The 18,242-nt window shown below is 36.2% G+C and carries 19 protein-coding genes; 6 read left to right on the top strand and 13 right to left on the bottom strand.

Features of this window, described 5'->3' with window-relative positions:
* Positions 1–54: 54 nt before the first annotated feature.
* Entirely contained in the window at positions 55–816 is a 762-nt protein-coding gene (locus AAA926_RS08520; protein ID WP_198180310.1) for a DeoR/GlpR family DNA-binding transcription regulator, read from the top strand.
* 69 nt (positions 817–885) lie between these two features.
* Here AAA926_RS08520 and AAA926_RS08515 read toward each other — a convergent pair whose 3' ends face one another.
* On the bottom strand, positions 886–1,227 hold the full coding sequence (locus AAA926_RS08515; protein ID WP_338212327.1) for a hypothetical protein: 342 nt from the start codon (positions 1,225–1,227) through the stop codon (positions 886–888).
* A gap of 187 nt (positions 1,228–1,414) precedes the next feature.
* Here AAA926_RS08515 and AAA926_RS08510 point away from each other — a divergent pair, with 187 nt between their 5' ends.
* Entirely contained in the window at positions 1,415–1,816 is a 402-nt protein-coding gene (locus tag AAA926_RS08510; RefSeq protein WP_338212326.1) for a hypothetical protein, read from the top strand.
* Between the two features lie 15 nt (positions 1,817–1,831).
* A complete protein-coding gene (locus AAA926_RS08505; protein WP_223896702.1) occupies positions 1,832–2,056 on the top strand; it encodes a hypothetical protein in 225 nt (74 codons plus the stop codon).
* A gap of 481 nt (positions 2,057–2,537) precedes the next feature.
* Here AAA926_RS08505 and AAA926_RS08500 read toward each other — a convergent pair whose 3' ends face one another.
* The 5 genes from AAA926_RS08500 to coaA form a co-directional block, all read right to left on the bottom strand.
* The gene (locus AAA926_RS08500) at positions 2,538–4,571 is read right to left on the bottom strand and encodes an FAD-binding protein (protein ID WP_198180305.1); all 2,034 of its coding nucleotides are present in this window, start codon (positions 4,569–4,571) and stop codon (positions 2,538–2,540) included.
* A gap of 101 nt (positions 4,572–4,672) precedes the next feature.
* The gene (locus AAA926_RS08495) at positions 4,673–5,209 is read right to left on the bottom strand and encodes a TetR/AcrR family transcriptional regulator (protein ID WP_198180303.1); all 537 of its coding nucleotides are present in this window, start codon (positions 5,207–5,209) and stop codon (positions 4,673–4,675) included.
* Between the two features lie 307 nt (positions 5,210–5,516).
* Positions 5,517–6,089, bottom strand: coding sequence for an elongation factor P (efp, locus tag AAA926_RS08490; protein WP_198180302.1), 573 nt, complete (start codon positions 6,087–6,089; stop codon positions 5,517–5,519).
* A 198-nt stretch (positions 6,090–6,287) separates the two neighbouring features.
* Positions 6,288–7,277 carry an ornithine cyclodeaminase family protein gene (locus AAA926_RS08485; RefSeq protein ID WP_338212325.1) on the bottom strand — a complete coding sequence of 330 codons (990 nt, stop codon included), beginning with the start codon at positions 7,275–7,277 and terminating at the stop codon, positions 6,288–6,290.
* A gap of 73 nt (positions 7,278–7,350) precedes the next feature.
* Positions 7,351–8,265, bottom strand: coding sequence for a type I pantothenate kinase (gene coaA, locus AAA926_RS08480; RefSeq protein ID WP_198180300.1), 915 nt, complete (start codon positions 8,263–8,265; stop codon positions 7,351–7,353).
* Positions 8,266–8,359: 94 nt separating this feature from the next.
* On the opposite strand from coaA, the gene AAA926_RS08475 reads away from it, so the two are divergent.
* Positions 8,360–8,932 carry an SGNH/GDSL hydrolase family protein gene (locus tag AAA926_RS08475; RefSeq protein ID WP_198180299.1) on the top strand — a complete coding sequence of 191 codons (573 nt, stop codon included), beginning with the start codon at positions 8,360–8,362 and terminating at the stop codon, positions 8,930–8,932.
* A gap of 15 nt (positions 8,933–8,947) precedes the next feature.
* Here the strand turns inward: AAA926_RS08475 and AAA926_RS08470 are convergent, their stop codons facing one another.
* Positions 8,948–9,397, bottom strand: a complete 450-nt coding sequence (locus AAA926_RS08470) for a GNAT family N-acetyltransferase (protein ID WP_198180298.1) — start codon at positions 9,395–9,397, stop codon at positions 8,948–8,950.
* A gap of 9 nt (positions 9,398–9,406) precedes the next feature.
* Positions 9,407–11,701: an RNA polymerase recycling motor HelD gene (helD, locus tag AAA926_RS08465; protein ID WP_198180297.1), complete on the bottom strand. Its 2,295-nt coding sequence runs from the start codon at positions 11,699–11,701 to the stop codon at positions 9,407–9,409.
* 202 nt (positions 11,702–11,903) lie between these two features.
* On the opposite strand from helD, the gene AAA926_RS08460 reads away from it, so the two are divergent.
* Entirely contained in the window at positions 11,904–12,572 is a 669-nt protein-coding gene (locus AAA926_RS08460; protein ID WP_198180296.1) for a M57 family metalloprotease, read from the top strand.
* Between the two features lie 24 nt (positions 12,573–12,596).
* The gene (locus AAA926_RS08455) at positions 12,597–13,241 is read left to right on the top strand and encodes a histidine phosphatase family protein (RefSeq protein ID WP_198180294.1); all 645 of its coding nucleotides are present in this window, start codon (positions 12,597–12,599) and stop codon (positions 13,239–13,241) included.
* A 94-nt stretch (positions 13,242–13,335) separates the two neighbouring features.
* On the opposite strand, the gene AAA926_RS08450 is transcribed toward AAA926_RS08455, so the two are convergent.
* The 5 genes from AAA926_RS08450 to AAA926_RS08430 all read right to left on the bottom strand — a co-directional run bounded on the left by AAA926_RS08450 (position 13,336) and on the right by AAA926_RS08430 (position 18,237).
* Positions 13,336–14,538 (bottom strand): ABC transporter substrate-binding protein, encoded by a 1,203-nt coding sequence (locus AAA926_RS08450; RefSeq protein ID WP_370466835.1) that lies wholly within the window; start codon positions 14,536–14,538, stop codon positions 13,336–13,338.
* 358 nt (positions 14,539–14,896) lie between these two features.
* Positions 14,897–15,607, bottom strand: a complete 711-nt coding sequence (locus AAA926_RS08445; RefSeq protein ID WP_034979002.1) for an ABC transporter ATP-binding protein — start codon at positions 15,605–15,607, stop codon at positions 14,897–14,899.
* Entirely contained in the window at positions 15,608–16,390 is a 783-nt protein-coding gene (locus tag AAA926_RS08440; protein ID WP_046331508.1) for an ABC transporter ATP-binding protein, read from the bottom strand.
* A 3-nt stretch (positions 16,391–16,393) separates the two neighbouring features.
* Positions 16,394–17,350, bottom strand: coding sequence for a branched-chain amino acid ABC transporter permease (locus AAA926_RS08435; protein WP_034979007.1), 957 nt, complete (start codon positions 17,348–17,350; stop codon positions 16,394–16,396).
* Between the two features lie 8 nt (positions 17,351–17,358).
* Complete coding sequence (locus AAA926_RS08430; RefSeq protein ID WP_034979008.1) at positions 17,359–18,237, bottom strand: branched-chain amino acid ABC transporter permease; 879 nt, start codon at positions 18,235–18,237, stop codon at positions 17,359–17,361.
* Between the last annotated feature and the right edge of the window lie 5 nt (positions 18,238–18,242).

Below are 18,242 nucleotides of genomic sequence, written 5' to 3'. Positions count from 1 at the left end.
ATGGTAATTTTTGTTACTGAAAATAAATAGTTGTTATTATGGTGAGAATTTAAAATGAAGAACTCGTATCAAGAAATCAAAAATAGACGCCAAAAAATCATTGATTTACTTAACCACCAAAAAGAGATCAGCTTAGATGAATTGAGTCAAAAGCTGAACGTTTCTATCATGACAGTTCGCAGAGACTGCAGCAATCTGGCTAATCAAGGCAAGATATTGCAGGAAAAGGGCATCATCTCGTTAGTAAAGCCAGAAGAAGTTCCTTTTACTGATTCTGTCAGCTACATTAAACAAAGGCTCGGTGAAGAAGCAGCTTCTCACATTGAGAAACATAATTGGGTCTTTATCAATTCAAGTACTACCGCTTTTGAGGCGATTCCGTACTTACTCAAAAAAGACGTTAACATTTTAACCAATAATGGCTATGCGGGTAATTTAGACATGCGAGCCAGTAACAGCCAAATTATCCTAAGTGGTGGTAACGTCTCTCGCAAAATGATTATGAGCGGTGACTTGGCAGTTGAACCGTTTTTAAAAATATTTGCTGACTGGGCAATTATCGGCTGTGCGGGTTTAAGCCTGGAACGGGGTATTTCAACACCTTTTATGGAAGAAGCAAAAGTAAACAAAGCTATTATTAAACAATCTCGTAAATTAATAGTAGTTGCTGATTACAGCAAATTTAACCAATTTTCTAATTTTGTAATCGGTCAGGCCAGTGATATAGACTTATTGATCACTGATTCTTTTACGCCCAGAGATACGGTTGAAGGGTTTATCAAAAATGGTGTACAGGTTATTCAAATACAATTGTAAGCACAAAGCAGGGGTAAAAAGTTTGTTACTTTTCACCCCTGTTTTAATTCGTTCAGAAATAAAGTTTGCTTATTTAAGATATTCCAGCAGCTGCTTAATGTCCGTTTCTTTTTTATCTTGCGAAATATTTTCATCATTCAAAATTTCAATTGCATGTTGCACTATTGAATAAATCTGCTTGTCGTCATTACTGTCAAGCACCAGATAACTGATTTTAAAGTAAGATTCCAAGTTTGAGGTATCTTTTTCTTCTAGTGCTTTTTTAATTAAAAATCTAAAAATCGCCTTCATATTGCGCGTCTTTTTGCGTTTTTCCTGTTTTTTATCATAAACAGGTAAAAATAAAGCAACGCATACCGCAGCGATTTCTGCAGCTGCAGTAACCCACTCTGACAAAGGTCCTATACTCATAATCTTCTCCCCTTGGTTATTACACAAATATTGCTTAAATGAAAATCAAGATTTTGCTTCCAAACACTTTTTCACTTTAATATATATGATTTCTATTATATACATTTATATAAAAACTTGCACTTTTTATTTCTATATGCGATATGATTATATTAAGGAACTAATTATTTTATTTGGGAGGTAAAATATGCAGTATAAAAAGCCTTTTTATAAAAAGATATGGGTTTGTTTTGTAGTAGTTTTTATAACTTTTTTAACTAATTTTGTTTCTGGCAACATAGGTATACAAAGTGCACAACAAACAGTTATTGCAAAATCAACAAAAGTAGTAAAAAGTAATGCGAAAAAAGTAGTTACTGAAAAAGTAACTGTTAAAAGAAGAAAAGCTACTCGCAAAAGAAAGCAAAAAAGACGCAAAGGTATAGCCAAACGTAATGTACGTAAAGTCTATATAGCTCCTAATTCGGGGAGAAGATACCATTTTAATCCGGGTTGCCGTGGTCTGCGAAGAGCACATAGAAACATAACCAAAATGTCGTTAAAAAGGGCTATTAGCCAGGGTTACACCTTATGTAAATGGGAAGATTAAGGAGAAGAATAAATAATGATTAAAATCGGTTTTAGAAAGCCTAGTTTAAGAAGGTCTATTTCTGCCAGAACAAAGGGAAGAGCAACAAGGGCTATAAAAAGAGCCATTATTCCCAACTATGGTAAGCGTGGTATGGGTTGGGCTCATCCAAAAAGAAAGTTATATAATACAATTTACCATAAGACTACCTTTGATACTCGTAAATTATTTATTCATGACAGTTCTAGAAAAAACAAATAAACATTAGGAGAGCCGATTAATTCCAAAAAAGTTAACAATAGTTTCTCTGAAATGAACAAAAAAGCATAGTAAAATACTTCTAACGCATTAGCTAAGATTGCTATACACAAAAAGACTGATAAATCAGCGTTTCACAAACGAAATTTGTCAGTCTTTTTTATTATATTAAAGTTTCCAAATCCACTATTATCACAATCATTGCATTATGTTTACCATTGCTTTTTAGTATAAGATGTTGTTTCTTCTATTGAAGTGAATAATCATGAAACAGTGACATCAAAGTTAACGTGAGAATTGTAAGTTAATTAGTTAGCTTTAACTATGAATGCAGACCATAATATTTGAGCATTTGAATAATTTCCTGGTCAACCTGAGTCGTGGTTTCTTTCACTGGTTTACGCGCTGGACCCACATTTGCAATATTGGCTAATTCTACTGATCGCTTTAAAACTGCCGGTACTGTCCTTTAAAAAATATAATCTTACTTCTGCGCTAATTGATAACCGAGTACCCAACCTAAGGTCATGGCCATGCCAAGGGTCAACCCTTGCATTGGAGTAGAATATTCGATTGCGAATCTTTCACCGGCATTGTTACCACAAGCGTATAAATTGTCGATTGGATTCCAGTTAGAGTCAACTACTCGTTGCTCAGAATCTGTGTTAACTCCGTTTAAGGTAACTATTCCAGTCATTGGCTTATCTTCAACAAAGTACATGCCAAAGAATGGACCTTTATTAATCGGCAATAGGAGTTTTGGATCCCTACCGAAGTCTGTATCCTCACCTTGTTCACAGAAATGATTATATTTAGTAATTTCTGCTTTAATATTTTCTTTTTGTTTTTCATTCAAATGCATATATGTAAGCAAAGTGTCCAAATCTTGAGCACCCCAACATGAAACTGTTTCGCCAGGGTTGGTCTTTGCACCTTTAGCGCCCCGATCGAGCCACGATTGGAATTCTTGATACAAATCAACTTCTTCATCACCGCCTGTTGGTACAGAAAAGTGCTCTGGAATTGATCTGCGCATTAATTCTGGCCACTGACTATCCCAAATTGCAAAATATCTACCCGGTTTCGACCTTTCGACACGCTCTCTCATTCCAAATACACCGAGAACAGTTTCATCAGTAAATCTCTTACCATTGCTATCAAAGTAAACAAATGGTGACCCCCAAGGATTAAACCGTGATGCGCCTATTTCAGGTGCAGGCTGTCCTGAAAAGCTTGAGCCCCAGCGTAAAACATTGGTTGCATATTTATCAGAATTTAAAATAACCTGAGGATCAACCGCACAACGCGGACCCGGATCCATTGTGGCTCCAGCCCATAAAGCCATTTTTATGCCACTGCCATCTCTGCCAAAACTTGGACAGTGTAATTCTTCTGTGTCCAAGCCATGAGCTTCATATACATTTCTTTTCTCGTCTTGTAAAGCTTCATACATTTGAGGATTACCACCATAATCCCCGCCAGTTAGAACAACCGCATCATTAGCCAAAAACTCTATAAATTGACCATTTTTATCTTTTGCAATAACTCCCGTAACTTTTTGATGAGGCACTTTTTTACTAAAGAAACTCACTTCACCATTTTCAGAAGTTTTTTCATCTTGCTCTTCAACTGAATATGATTCATGAATTAGTTTAACCCCCTTAGTTTCCCAATACCATTTTGCTCCTTGCTTTTCAGCATCAGCTATTAATTTGGGGGCAGCAGCATTATAGTTAATTTGCACAGCACCAGTCCAACTGGTAAACTTATTTATTTCCCTGCCTTGAGGTAAATAATCATGTTTAGAAGTAACATTTAACAAACATGCTTTGTTAACAACTTCAGGAGCAGCATGATCCATTAGCCAATCTATCATAGCACCACTATTATCTACAAACTGCTTGACTAGCATAGGATCAGTCCGATTATGAGTTCTTCGTTGATACTCAGCAATAAATTCGCTCTTTTTAATCTTAGGCGCACCATTTTCTAGTTGAAAATTAGAATTAACAGCTGCAATATCATGCATACCGTAATAATAGACATTATCTTCCGCTTGGGCTTCAATTACAGCAACTTTTTTGTGCTTTTCACTGGCAGCAAAGGCGCACATTGTTCCAGCATTGCCACCACCAACTATTACAATATCAGCATGAATAACCTTCTTTATTTCTTCAGAATCAATTTGAGGCTCATTTCCGAGCCAGTCAGGAGCCTTTTTTATGCTTTTACTTTGAGCTGGCTTTCCACTGGCTTCATTTATGATTTCCTGAATATCTTTCTTAATTGCATTTGAAGTGACACTCGCACCACTAATTACATCAACGTCTGCACTTTGTGCTGCTAAAATTTTAGCCTGCATTTTGGGTGCTGCTAACTGTCCAATATTTTTAGTCTCTTTACTAGCGTCAATCAGTAATTCAACGATTTTATTATTTTTGATTTTTGCATCTACTTTTACCAAATCATGCATTCCTTGATTTTCTGCATGATAATTGCCATCTTTATAACTTGCCATTTTAATTCCTCCAATCTAGCATGTTACTGTCTTCACATACTAGATTAGATTATTTAGCCAATCTATCAATTTACAGATTCGTGATTTTGTTAACATAAGAGTTAATTTTGAGGAATAAAATCTGGCAGAGCATAAATTAAAGCTTTAGTTACTTCTTTAGGATCATCTTGCATTTTATCCCTTATCCATTTAGAAGTAGCCGAGGCTTGCATATAAATGCAGTACTTTAGAATTACTTTTTCTTTTTCCGTTAAATATATGCCTTTTTGATAAAATTTCTGTTTAATAATTTTTAATACATTTTCATAACCTTGTTCTGGAAATGGTGTGATCCCCTTCTCACTGTTTTGAAATAATTCCTTATGCTTTAACATCACAGAAAAGAATTTTAACAGGCCATCATACCATCCATATTGAACATAAATATTATTCATGCAGTCCGCCAAATAATATTTCCATAACCATTGGTGAATGTCGTATATGTCCTGAAAATATTTATAAAAAGTAGTACGAGAGACATTACTTTTTTGACAAAGTTCAACTACAGAAACTCGTTCAATGTCCTTTTCTTTTAGCAATTCATTTAACATGCTGGCTATTCTTATTTTTGTTTCATTAGCTTTAACTTTTTGTGCCATTTTAGCTATACCCTTTATTCAGTCTCCAAGTATGAACGGTTTATTTAATTTTATTATATACTCATATCTAAAGTGCAAAAACTTCAGTCAAAGTAAAATGACAAGCTTTTTTGTCCTTGATACCAAAATCACATTTTAAATCTATTGAATTATGTCTACAAACTAAACTAGCTAATTGCAGCTTTAAGTTAATTTTCCATGTTGCTTTACGTTCATAATAAGAAATGCTATAGGCGAAATTTTATATCAAAAAAGACGTAACTTTTACGGTTACGTCAATTAATTATTCAGCTAATTATAAATAAAATTACTTGCCACCTTCGGCTCTTGACTTATAGGCTCCTTCTGCCGTATTGATAACCAGTTCTTCACCTTCCTTAATGAAGTCTGGGACCTGAACTACCAAGCCTGTTTCCATAGTAGCTGGTTTGCCGGAACCGGTAACAGTTGCACCTTTAATGCCCGGTTCAGTATGAGCTACTTTCATTGTGACAGTTGATGGTAATTCCACACCAAGCAACTTGCTGTCATTAGCAAACTCCAATTGAACTTCGATATTAGGCATCAGGTAAAGTTTGTCATCACCTAGTTGTTCTGCTGAAACCTCATATTGCTCATAGGTTTCAGTATCCATGAAAGTATAAATATCACCTTCATTATAAAGATACTGCACATTTTTCTTGGTAATTTCGACTAAATCTACTTTCTCGGTTGGACGCATAGTTTTATGAACAACAGCACCACTTTCCACATTACGCAAATCCATTTGCATAACAGTGTTGCCTTTTCCCGGCTTATGATGATTGGCCTTTAAAACACGAATTAGTTTGCCATCTTGACTAAAAACCATACCTTTTTTTAAGTTAATTGCTTGTACCATTTTTTACTCCTTTAAATCTTTTTCTAAATTAATTACTGATTTTAAGAAAACCACGCTGGAGGTAAAGCAAATTTTTTAATTAATAGTAAAAAAATCTTGCTCATAATGATTAGTATAACAAAATTTGGACTTTATCAACACCACTAAATCAGTGATTAATGATTTTAATGTAGACCAAATAGTGATTTGTTAATAAAATTACATATTAACTTTAGTGCCTACCTTTTGCTTTGCGGCTTTATCATAAATTGACTTCGTTGCCATCAGGTCTTGAGCGGCAATGCCAACAGTTTCAAAGAAAATTATTTCGTCATCGTTTTCACGCCCTATTAAGTCGCCACTGACGACTTGACCAATCTCACCGGTAAAACTATTATTTGTAACCATGCCCTTATTTAACGGGATAATTATATCGCCAGATTCTGCCAAAACAGCATCTTTAGAATCAAAGTAAATTTTATTTGCTTTAGTGACTAGTTCAGCCGGGGTTTCTTCCATTTGTGGTTGGTAAGCACCAACGCCGCAAATAGTTGCCCCTTTTTTAATAAATTGAGCATCATAAACCGGTTTAGTTGACGGTGTAACAGATATAATCACATCTGCATCCTTCACGGCTTCATTTCCTGTCTTAACTGCAGTGATTTTGGTATGGTATTGCGCTAATTGCTCTTGCATTTTCCCAGCAAACTCTTGGGCACGTTCAAAATCGAGATCACTAACTGCAACTTCATCTAGGTCACGTACAATCAGCATTGCTTCAAGCTGTGTAGCAGCTTGTCCTCCCGTACCAATTAACGCACCCTTTTTGCAATTCTTTTTTGCCAAATATTTCAACGCTACACCAGAAGCAGAGCCAGTACGCAATTGGGTAACATAATTACCATCCAAAATCGCATTCACTATGCCAGTTTTGGTATCAATATTTAATACCTGAGCATTAATTGAAGGCAAGCCTTGATTAATATTTTCAGGAAACATGTTCAACACTTTCACACAAGCAGCATCATATTCTTCACAAAAAGCTGGCATACACAAGAAGGTATCTTTACCATTTTGCTTAAGAATCTGAGTTCTTAGTGGCACGTCTACTTTACCTGCAGAAAAATATTTAAAGGCATCGGCCACTGCATCAATGCAATCTTCTAAGGAATAACATTTTTCAATATCACTTCTGTTTAACAGTAACATTTGTTCCTCCTGTATTACTCTTAACTTCACACTTTCAAAGCCTATTATAAATTACTCTTTGTAAAGGCACACATTAGATTTGTTTAAGATAAATTTGGTCGATAACATGACCTGCAGTTTTATGCAAAATCAAGCTGGCGCGTTGCTTTGTTGGAGCAATATACTCACGTAAGTTGACCAAGTTCACCATTTGCCAAGTTTCCTCTGCAAACTTTAAGGCTTCATCCCTGGGACCATTAGCCATCTCATAATAAAAATTATGCGGATTATTTTTATTTAGTTCCATTACCCTGACGAAACGCTGCATAAACCACTTTTCAATCAGATCCTCAGGAGCATCAATATAAATTGAAAAATCAAAAAAGTCACTTGTCACAATTTGGCCATTGGTAGGCAATTGCAGCGTATTAATGCCCTCAATAATTAAAATATCGGGTTCACACACGTGGCCATATTCCCCAGGCACAATATCACTCAATTCCTGAGAATAAAGTGGATAAACAATATCTTTTTTGCCACTCAATACATCTTGGAGAAAATCAGTAAGCAATTTCATATTATAACTTTCAGGAAAACCCTTGCGGTCAGTCAGATTGCGTCTTGCCAACTCCTGGTTAGAATAAATGAAACCGTCTGTGGTCATCAAGTGTACTTTCAAGCCTGGGTATGTCCGGCTAAGCAATACTTGTAAAAGTCTGGCAGTGGTAGATTTACCCACTGCTACTGAACCAGAAATACCAATAATAAAAGGTGCGCTAGCAACTTTCTGCTGCAAAAACTCGCTTTGCTTTTGTTGCAGAGACCGTTTATCCTGATAAACTAAATAAAGATACTCAATTAAACTGCTGTAAACTTCTTGTACGTCAGTTAAATTGATAATATCTCCCAAAGATTTTATCTTTGCCAGTTCTTCTTTAGTAATCTTAACCGATTCAGTGGCAGAAAAAGACTGCCATTTTTCCCTGTTAAATTGTAAATAATTTTTCATCCTAATGTCCTTAAATTTTATGTTTATCAATATAGTAAAATAGAAGTATAATGTTTCCTAATTAATTTTTCTAAGTAAAAAGAAAGGCAAAACTATGAAAAAGATAATTCTTTTTGGCGATTCTATATTTAATGGCTACCATGCTGGTCATGATACCAATGTCATAACTGCAGGTGTGCAAAAAAACCTAGACGCAGATGCACAAATTATAAACTTATCCTTAAGTGGTGCTACTACTGCTGAAGGCAAGAAACGCCTAAATTTAATTCCCCAAGATGCTGACATAGTAGTACTTGAATACGGTACAAACGACATGTCAAGTGATTGGGGGATTAGCAGCACTGCTTATGCTCAGAACCTGGATCACATGGTTGAAACTATCGGTAGCGCTAAAATGATTATTGCAGGTCCATCTTATGAAGATCCTAATAACAAGGACATCATGCAATACTATAACCTTGAAGATATGAAAGTATACAATCAAATTGCCGCAGATTGTGCACGCAAGTATCATATTCCTTTTATTAACTTGATCGCCAATTTTTGCCAGTTAGAAAATTTATCTTCGTACTATCAAGAAGATGGGCAACATCTTACTGCTGCGGGAAATCAAATTTTAATTGATTTGGTTGTGGCAGCAATTAAAGAAAAACTTGCACAAATGTAGTGCAAGTTATCATTTTTATAAGTCTTTATACATCATAACATGCTTAATGTCAGCCTCTACAAATGGCTCGCCTTCAGTGTGATAGCCTAAAAAATCATAGAAGGGCTTGGCCTGCCATTGTGCATGACAATAAAGCCGGTCGATCCCCTGATCACGCAGGTATTCATGAACCTGTTTCATCATTTTGGTTCCCAGCTTTTGCCCGCGGGATGTTGCAGCTACTGCTACTCTGCCTAGCATCCACTTACCATTTTCTGGAAAAATACGGCAAACGGCCAAGGCATTTGTTTTTTCTGCATTAAGCAAATAGACCTGAATTGAGTCTAAATCTTGATCGTCAAGTTCTGGTACTGTTATTTCCTGCTCGGTTACAAACGTATCTATTCGTAAACGAGCTACACAAAACATTTCGCGACCTGTCATTTGCACAACCCGCTTGAAGGTAAATTTTTCACTGTCAGTCATAAAATCTTCCTACTTTTCTATATAAGTTTTTCGGTCTACTTCCAGAAGTGGACTCTTTTCGTTAGTATAAATAATATCAAGCTTGTACATCGCCCGAGAAGTTATTGTGTATACAAGTTGCGTTTCATCAATGCGATGATAATTTTCTTTTGAGGCAGCCCACATAATAACGGCATCAAACTCCAAGCCTTTAGCTAAATAGGATGGAATAACTAAAGTGCCCTCAACTAAGCGCTGATTGGCAGTAGCAATCAATGTTGCTTTCACTTTATCTTCTTGGAGCTTTTCTGCCACAATTTTAGCGCTGGCCAAGTCCTTGGTAATAATTGCAGTTGTCATGTTAGCCTGATTATTTTCATCTAGTATTTCTTCCAGTACCTTGATTGCAGCAACATCATCGCAGCGTTGCCAAAGAGCGGGCTTAGGCCCCTGACGGTCAAATGATTCAATTTTTTCACCTTGCCGCAGGATTTGCTTAGTAAATTCAGTCAACTGTTTTGTTGAACGATAAGATTTAGTTAACTGGACGACATCAGTTTTTTCAGGATCAAATAAACCACTGATCTGCTTAAGCAGACTTCTACTTTCATCTTTGGTAAAAATAGCCTGGTTTAAATCGCCCAACATCGTAAATTTAGCACGAGGGAAATTATATTTCAGGTAGCAAAGTTGAAACGGCGTATAATCCTGAATCTCGTCAATAAAAGCATAACGCATTTCATAATCTACATGACGACCTGTGATTAGATCATAAAGATACAAGTAGGCTGAAACATCATTCATATGAATATAATGCTTCATAAAGCTTTGCTTAACTTCTTCGATGTGTTTTTGCCAATCTACTTCTGCAATTTGCCATTTACTTAGGTCAGTCATTTTAGGCACAGCACGTAAAAAGTTCAAATATTGGGCACGCATATTAATAAAATTATTCCGTCTAATTTGCTGGAAAACTTTATCAAGTGCCTTCACGACAATTTTACGGCTGAGGAATTTTTCTTCTTTTTCCTCTGATTCAAACTCTTGGTCTGGACGATCATATAAAGCATTGAGCTGCTCTTGACTAAGATTTTGGATGGCATCAGACACCCAGGCCTTTTTAGTTTCACTGTTAATCTTGCGATTGAGCGATTTTATTAATCCTTCGCGTGTAGCATCAATTCTATTGCTCAAATTATAATTGGAATTAAATGAATAATAGAGTTCACTGATTTTTTCTTTCGTAAAAAATGGTTTCTTTTTATTACGGAAGTAAATATTTTTAAAAATTACGCCGCGTTTATTGAGGTGTTTAGCATAATGATGCAGTAAATTAAAGAAATTTGTTGAATCCTTAAATTGACTAATTGCAGAATCAGCCCTGCTATCCTCAAATTGATCAAACAAATTTTCAACGGTCATTCCCGGTAGTCTTCTAGCTACAAACTGCCAGTAAGTCATTTGCACCATGTTTTGTTCACCCATCTCGGGCAAAACATTCTTGATATAATCGTTGAATAATTGATTAGGGCTAAACATGATGACGTCACTACTGGTAAGGTTGCCGCGATAGCGATATAGCAGATAGGCAATTCTCTGTAAAATTGCAGAGGTTTTACCCGAACCAGCTGCTCCTTGAACAAACAATAGGTCAGCACTGGTATTTCTAATGATTTTGTTCTGCTCACGCTGAATAGTCGTGACAATCGATTTCATCTGCGTGCCGGATTTTTCACCTAAGACTTCCAGCAACATTTGGTCACCAATAGACTCATTGGTGTCAAACATGTTGACAATCTTGCCGTTTTCAATCATAAACTGCCGTTTTTTGGTCATATCAACGGTAATTTCACCTTCAGGTGACATGTAAGAGACTTTGCCAATCTTACCATCATAATAAATTGATGAAATTGGGGCGCGCCAATCATAAATCAAAAAGTGATTATTTTTGTCCGCAAAAGAACCTAGACCAATATAAATAGTTTCCGGATTTTCATTTGCTTCTTTAAAGTCTACTCTGGCAAAATATGGCTTTTGTTCTAATTTTTGGATAGTACTTAGTTGTTTTGCTGCATGCTGCCAGGCATTTTGACGTTCATCAAGCAGTTGCTGTTGCTGGTGAATAGACAACGCAGTCTCCATAGATGTTGAATAGCCGTCATAATCTAATTTTACATCATCAAAAAAGTGTGAATTAAGATCTTGGGCTTCTCCTTCAGCCGACTTAATTGACGATGACAACTCGGCTTTTTTAGCCCGTATCATTTTTAAAATCTTGTCGAGATGCTTTTGCTCAAATTCTTTATCATCCATCGCTTTTGTCATAAACTCACCTAATTTTCCAAAACTTGCATTCTATTTTACCATGAAATCGGTTTATATTAAAATCTTGGATTTGTTTTTAGCTAAACAGTAAAATCTGCATAAATTTCCTGATAATGATTATAATTTATGCGTTAAAATCAGTAAATTATGAAACTTTTACTATTTTTCCTATATAATGTAAGGTAATGGAGTTGATTAAGGTATGAAAAAATATGGTCATTTTTTATCTAAATTAGCGTGTGCGCTAGTTGTAATTTTTACAATTGGAAGTGCAATTGCTCCGATTGCTGATAATTCGTTATCTAGTTGGCCTTCTCAGACCGTTTATGCCAAGAAAGTTGCTAAAAAGGCAAAAAAAGTTAAAAAGAAAACAAAGAAAAGTAAAAAGGCCAAGAAAAAACGTACAGCTGCTGTAGCTTCTTCTTGGCACTGGAAAAAGCCTAAAGCTTCTATTTATATAGATCTTGATAATAATGAAGAATTAATTTCTGCTACTAAAGATGCAATTGATGAATGGAATGATACTAAAGCCTTTACTTTTACCGTAGCCAAAAGCAGGAAAAAAGCTAATATTGTAGTTGAACAGGTTTATAGTCCCAATACCAATTATGCGGGGTATACTACTTTTCATTATTATGTCAAAACTGGAATCATGTATTCTGCAGTTACCAGGTTAAATATTTATTACTTACAGAATTTTTCACCATACAGTTATACTTACCAACGTATTTTAAATACTGTAGAACATGAATTGGGACATGCAATCGGACTAAAACATAATAATGGGGTGTCTGTAATGTATCCTACAGGTTCTTTATACCCAATTGAACCGGTCGATGTTGAAAATGTTCAAAAGTTATACAAAAAATAAGATATTAAATTTGCGAGGAGTAAAATGAAAAGAATATATATAGTGCGTCACGGTGAAACTTTTATTAACCGCTATAACAAAATGCAAGGCTGGTGTGATACGCCACTAACAGAAAAAGGAATAGCAGGCGCTGACCAAGTTGGTGAAGCTTTAAAAGATGTGCCTTTTGACATTGCATTATCAAGTGATATGAAAAGAGCAAGCGACACTTGTGACATCATCATTAAACACAATGTTAACCGTGATGAAATTCAACATATCGCAACTCCTTTTTTCCGTGAACATTTTTACGGCTATTTTGAAGGTATGGATTCAGATGCTGCTTGGCAAATGATTAGTGGTCCCCACGGTTATAAAAGCCATGCTGAAATGCTTAAAAATGAATCATTAGACACTGTTAAAGACTGGATTAAAGAGGCCGATCCTTTTCATGATGCAGAAAATGCTAAAGAGTATTGGGATAGAATAAACAAGGGGTTCAAATTAATCAATCAATTAGATGGGGCTGAAAATATTTTGCTCGTTACTCACGGTTTTACAATTCACAGTATTGCCGATCGTTACAGCGATTTTGATATTAAAGAACGCCCTCGTAACGCTTCAATTACAGTGATGAATATGACAGAGCAAGAGAAAAAAGTTGTTTCATATGATAAATTAAAGCTCTGATGCCCCCAATTAACAGGAGAATATTTTATACAATCAAAAAAGTTAGCTATTCTTTCTTAGAAAAGCTAACTTTTTTATTGTTTAAAAATAAGTCTTATTCAATTTTAAAAGTTTTACCCACTTTGCCATTAATTAATTCTTCTACAGCAATTGGTTTTTCAGGATTATGATCTTTATCTACTGTGATTTTCCCAGTTACGCCAGTAAAATCTTTAATTTGTTCCAGACCCTTCGTGATTTTTGCAGAATCATCGGATTTTTCATTTTCGATTGCTTCTTTAATCATATATACCGCATCATAAGCTAAAGCAGAAAAAGTTGGTGCTTCTTCATGGTAGCGGTTCTTGAAATCACTCATAAATTTAGAAGCAGTTGGATCCTTGGCAGCTACCTGTGTTGAAAATGGCGTAGTATAGTAGATTTTACTTGCATTTTTAGCACCAGCAATTTGTACCAGCTTCGGATCAGCCATACCATCACTACCGACAATTGGTGCCTTAATTCCAATTTGACGCGCTTGCTTAATTATTAAGCCAACTTCCGTGTAGTAGCCAGGAACGTAAATAGCATCGACTTTCTTAGCTTTAAACGAAGTTAATACAGCGTTAAAATCTTTGTCACCTTCTGAAAATGTCTGACTATCAACTATCTTGCCTTTATAAGTTTTCTTAAATGCTTTAGCAAGACCGTTACCATAGTCACTTGAATTGTCAGTATAGACAGCCACTCTCTTTGCCTTAATGTTATTCATTACGAATTTGGCTGCACTACCACCTTGAAAATTATTTTGGTAACATGCCCTAAAAACAAATGGCTGCACTTTACCATTCTTTTGTAAAGTGTAATTTGGATCTGTCGCCGAAGGACTGACACTTGGTACCTTAGCCTTAGTAATATTAGGAATTTCAGCTGTGCCAGCATTAGTAGTTGCCGGTCCTACAATTGCTGCTACCTTTTCTTTTGTAGCTAATTGGGCAGCAACTGAAGCAGAAGTAGAAATAGCAGTTTTATTATCACGCATGATCAGTTTGATTTTTTTCTTATGACCATTAACATCAATGCCGCCTTTTTTATTAATTTCACTAACTGCTAATTGAATACCTTGCTTTTGAGCGTTGCCATAACCGGCTGCAGCTCCAGACAACTCCATGTTAACGCCAATTTTGACTGAATCTTTATCTTGCTTAGTTCCATCCCCACTACTGCTTTTAGCAACAGTACAGCCTGCCAGCATAAAAGCAGCCATGCCAGTGATTACAACATTCATTATCTTCTTAATACCGCTAATATTATCCATCATCTTGTTCCTTCTAACTATTCTTTCTATTCTTTAACTAAAATTGACCACAAAAAAGCCTCATTCAAATCAATGAATGAGGCTTAAATTATCAATTAGTTAAACCCCAATCATTGACACGCAAACTAGGGCTTAACTACTATAAATTACATCACGTAATTCATGTATGTTAAGTCCTGCGCTCCAACAACAAGGCAACTAAATCCTGAGTTTGAAAGATATTCATATTACTTTTTTGTTTAAAATATTTCGTTTCCATCACAATTACCTCCTCAGAATTTTATGTAAACTCTATAGTTTTCACTATCTGACTTAACAATGAATTAACATCATTGTCATTACAACAACTTGATTACCACTAACCACCAAAATATACTTTCTGTACTTCCGGGTTAGCCAACAATTCTTGACCAGTACCACTTAATTGCACTACTCCTGTTGCCAATACATAACCACGATCGGCAATAGATAGAGCTTGTTTAGCATTTTGTTCTATCAACAAAATAGTGGTACCTTTTTCGTTTAGTTCTTTAATAATTTTAAATATTTCTTGAATATACAGGGGTGATAAACCCATTGATGGTTCATCAAGCAGCAACAATTTTGGCTTTGCCATTAAGGCACGACCCATGGCCAACATTTGCTGCTCACCACCAGACAGGGTAGCTGCATCCTGATTACGCCTTTTCTGCAAAATTGGAAAGCGTTCAAAAATGTCTTTGTAGGTTTTTGAAACTTCATCATGATTCTTTTGCAAAAAAGCACCCATCTGCAGATTCTCCATTACGGTCATTCCAGCAAAAATATGCCGACCTTCTGCTACTTGAGAGATACCCGCGCTCACAATTTGCGGAGCACTTTTGTGATCTATTTCTTCGCCAAGGTAGAAAATTTGACCACTTTTGGGTTTTAACAAGCCAGAAATTGTCTTAACAATAGTTGACTTACCAGCTCCATTAGCTCCAATTAGGGTTACGATTTCACCTTGGTTAATTTCAAAACTGACATTCTTAACAGCTTGAATAACACCATAATTTACAGACAAGTCACGAACTTCTAACATTGCCATCTAGTCATCACCCTCTCCTAGATATGCTTCAACAACTTTAGGATTGGCCTTAATTTCTTCAGGCGATCCGGTAGCCAATATCTCGCCTTGATCAAGTACATAGATTCTTTCAGCCAGGTTCATAACTAAAGACATGTCATGCTCAATTAACAAAACCGTGATCTGAAATTCCTTCTGAATATATTTAATAAGATTAGTCAAATCCGCTGTTTCTTCTGGGTTCATACCAGCAGCAGGTTCATCCAGGAAAAGAATCTGCGGGTGAGTAGCCAAAGCACGTACTATTTCCAAGCGTCTTTGCGTTCCATAAGGCAAGTTCTTAGCCAAAGTTTGTTCATTATCCGTTAAATCAAAGATTGCTAATAACTTTTGCGCAGCTTCCTTCATTTCCTTTTCCGTTTTATAAAAACTGGGTAAACGAAAAACTGTTGTTAAAAAGTTTTCTTTGTATTCATTTGTCATTGCAGTTAGAACATTATCCATAACAGTTAAGTCTTTAAATAAGCGAATATTTTGAAATGTACGGGATAAACCTAAGTCTGCAATTTGCACAGCACTTTTATGCGTTAAATCATAATTTTGATCATCAACTTGCAAGTTGATCTTTCCACTAGTAACTTGCACCATTCCAGTTAGCAAGTTAAACAAAGTGGTTTTACCTGCACCATTAGGACCAATCAAGGCAACTAGTTCGTGCTTATCCAGATGAAGTGAGACATCATTAACTGCAGTTAACCCACCAAACTTGCGCACTACGTGGTCAACATCTAATAAGTGTGGCATATACTAGCTCCTTTCCTTTTTGCCAAAATGGCGTGTCAAATTTTTAAGAGAGAATTCCCAGTTACCCAAAAGTCCTGATGGTTTGAAAATCATGATTAGTATCAGAACTATTGCATAGATAACCATTCTTAACGCACCGAAACTTTGTAAAACTGTATCTAAAACGCCTAAAACGATTGCTGCAACAAACGTGCCAGTCATACTGCCAACACCACCCAAAACAACAATAACTAAGATAGAGATAGATTCCATGATACCAAAGTTTGAAGGAGATATTGTTTGCAAGAATGAAGCATGGAGACTGCCAGCTATTGCAGCAGTTGCGCCACCTAAAACGAAAGCAGCCAATTTCCATTTAGTAGTATTAATTCCCATTGCTTCAGCAGCAATTTCGTCTTCACGAACAGCTTTAATTGCCCGACCGTCTTTTGAGCGAATAAAGTTTGTCAAAATGATTGTGGTCACACAAACCAAGATATAAACAGTTGGCCATGAGCATAACTGAGGAATATTGTATAACCCTGCCGCTCCACCAGTAATTTTCAAATTATTAATGACATTGCGGATAATTTCAGCTGCTCCTAGAGTTGCGATTGCTAAATAATCACCCTTTAAGCGAATGAAAGTTGCCGTACCAATAACCGCAGCAATTACAATTGCTATCAGGACACCTACTAGCATTGAAATTAAAAAGCCAGCTTCGCTACTCATGCGTTGAGTAATAATCGCGGTAGCGTATGCTCCAATTGCCATAAAACCCGCATGGCCCAGAGAAAATTGACCACTAAAACCGATAATCAGGTTTAAACCGGTAGCTAAAATAATATTTATTCCAATCGTGACCAGCATGTTTTCAATAAAATCATCTATCACGCCGACCATAATCAACGCATTGATTAAGTAAAAGCCGCCTACCATTAATAACAGCCACGACAAAATGTATTTCCAATTCGATTTCATTTTGCCACCTACACCTTCTCTTTAGCATTTTTGCCAAAAATACCAGCAGGTAAGAAAAGCAAAATGACTATTAATACTAGATAAACAACTGAGTCTTTATATGCCGACAAACCGATAGACTGGAAAAATGTTTCCAAGATACCGATTAAGAAGCCACCAATAGAAGCCCCTGGCACTGAGCCGATTCCACCAAGTACGGCAGCAACAAAGGCTTTAATTCCTGGTGTCATCCCCATTAAAGGATCGATTTGGTTGTAGTACATTCCAATTAAGATACCTGCAGCACCAGCTAAAGCCGACCCTAAAGCAAAGGTAAATGAAATCGTATGATTAACATTAACACCAACTAGTTCGGCGGCAGCAGGATCTACGGATACTGCACGCATAGCCCGACCCATTTTGGTCTTTTGAATAATGACCTGCAAGGAAACCATCAAGATTAAAGCAGTAGCCAAAATCAAAATCTGAACATTTGAAATTTGCACTCCACCGATATTGTAATTAACCTGTTCAATTACTTGGGGGAAACTGCGAGCATTTGATCCTACAAAATATGACATACCGTTTTCCAGTAAAAACGATACACCGATAGCCGTGATCAGTACAGCTATACGAGGTGACTTACGTAGTGGCCGGTATGCAAAATACTCAATCACCACGCCTGAGACTGCACCAATAATCATTGCAGAAAGCAGTGCTGTAATAAAGTTAAAATGCCAAGCATTAATAACATAGTAGGCAAAGAATGCACCTAGCATATAAATATCGCCGTGGGCAAAGTTAATTAAATTAATAATGCCATAAACCATGCTGTAGCCTAAAGCCAGCAGGGCATAAATCGAGCCCAGCGACAAGGCGTTAATGATTTGCTGTAAAACTGTTTGCAAATTTA

It is taken from the genome of Lactobacillus juensis, from assembly GCF_036246285.1.
In the GTDB taxonomy this organism is placed as follows: Bacteria; Bacillota; Bacilli; order Lactobacillales; family Lactobacillaceae; genus Lactobacillus; species Lactobacillus juensis.
Note: the sequence above shows the minus strand (reverse complement) of the source record. Positions and strands in the feature narration are given on the sequence as shown.

What these genes read in the sequence shown, in the direction of transcription:
- AAA926_RS08520 (WP_198180310.1), top strand. Translation starts at nt 55, where the DNA reads ATGAAGAACTCGTATCAAGAAATCAAAAATAGACGCCAAAAAATCATT.
- AAA926_RS08515 (WP_338212327.1), bottom strand. Translation starts at nt 1,227, where the DNA reads ATGAGTATAGGACCTTTGTCAGAGTGGGTTACTGCAGCTGCAGAAATC.
- AAA926_RS08510 (WP_338212326.1), top strand. Translation starts at nt 1,415, where the DNA reads ATGCAGTATAAAAAGCCTTTTTATAAAAAGATATGGGTTTGTTTTGTA.
- AAA926_RS08505 (WP_223896702.1), top strand. Translation starts at nt 1,832, where the DNA reads ATGATTAAAATCGGTTTTAGAAAGCCTAGTTTAAGAAGGTCTATTTCT.
- AAA926_RS08500 (WP_198180305.1), bottom strand. Translation starts at nt 4,571, where the DNA reads ATGGCAAGTTATAAAGATGGCAATTATCATGCAGAAAATCAAGGAATG.
- AAA926_RS08495 (WP_198180303.1), bottom strand. Translation starts at nt 5,209, where the DNA reads ATGGCACAAAAAGTTAAAGCTAATGAAACAAAAATAAGAATAGCCAGC.
- efp (WP_198180302.1), bottom strand. Translation starts at nt 6,089, where the DNA reads ATGGTACAAGCAATTAACTTAAAAAAAGGTATGGTTTTTAGTCAAGAT.
- AAA926_RS08485 (WP_338212325.1), bottom strand. Translation starts at nt 7,277, where the DNA reads ATGTTACTGTTAAACAGAAGTGATATTGAAAAATGTTATTCCTTAGAA.
- coaA (WP_198180300.1), bottom strand. Translation starts at nt 8,265, where the DNA reads ATGAAAAATTATTTACAATTTAACAGGGAAAAATGGCAGTCTTTTTCT.
- AAA926_RS08475 (WP_198180299.1), top strand. Translation starts at nt 8,360, where the DNA reads ATGAAAAAGATAATTCTTTTTGGCGATTCTATATTTAATGGCTACCAT.
- AAA926_RS08470 (WP_198180298.1), bottom strand. Translation starts at nt 9,397, where the DNA reads ATGACTGACAGTGAAAAATTTACCTTCAAGCGGGTTGTGCAAATGACA.
- helD (WP_198180297.1), bottom strand. Translation starts at nt 11,701, where the DNA reads ATGACAAAAGCGATGGATGATAAAGAATTTGAGCAAAAGCATCTCGAC.
- AAA926_RS08460 (WP_198180296.1), top strand. Translation starts at nt 11,904, where the DNA reads ATGAAAAAATATGGTCATTTTTTATCTAAATTAGCGTGTGCGCTAGTT.
- AAA926_RS08455 (WP_198180294.1), top strand. Translation starts at nt 12,597, where the DNA reads ATGAAAAGAATATATATAGTGCGTCACGGTGAAACTTTTATTAACCGC.
- AAA926_RS08450 (WP_370466835.1), bottom strand. Translation starts at nt 14,538, where the DNA reads ATGGATAATATTAGCGGTATTAAGAAGATAATGAATGTTGTAATCACT.
- AAA926_RS08445 (WP_034979002.1), bottom strand. Translation starts at nt 15,607, where the DNA reads ATGGCAATGTTAGAAGTTCGTGACTTGTCTGTAAATTATGGTGTTATT.
- AAA926_RS08440 (WP_046331508.1), bottom strand. Translation starts at nt 16,390, where the DNA reads ATGCCACACTTATTAGATGTTGACCACGTAGTGCGCAAGTTTGGTGGG.
- AAA926_RS08435 (WP_034979007.1), bottom strand. Translation starts at nt 17,350, where the DNA reads ATGAAATCGAATTGGAAATACATTTTGTCGTGGCTGTTATTAATGGTA.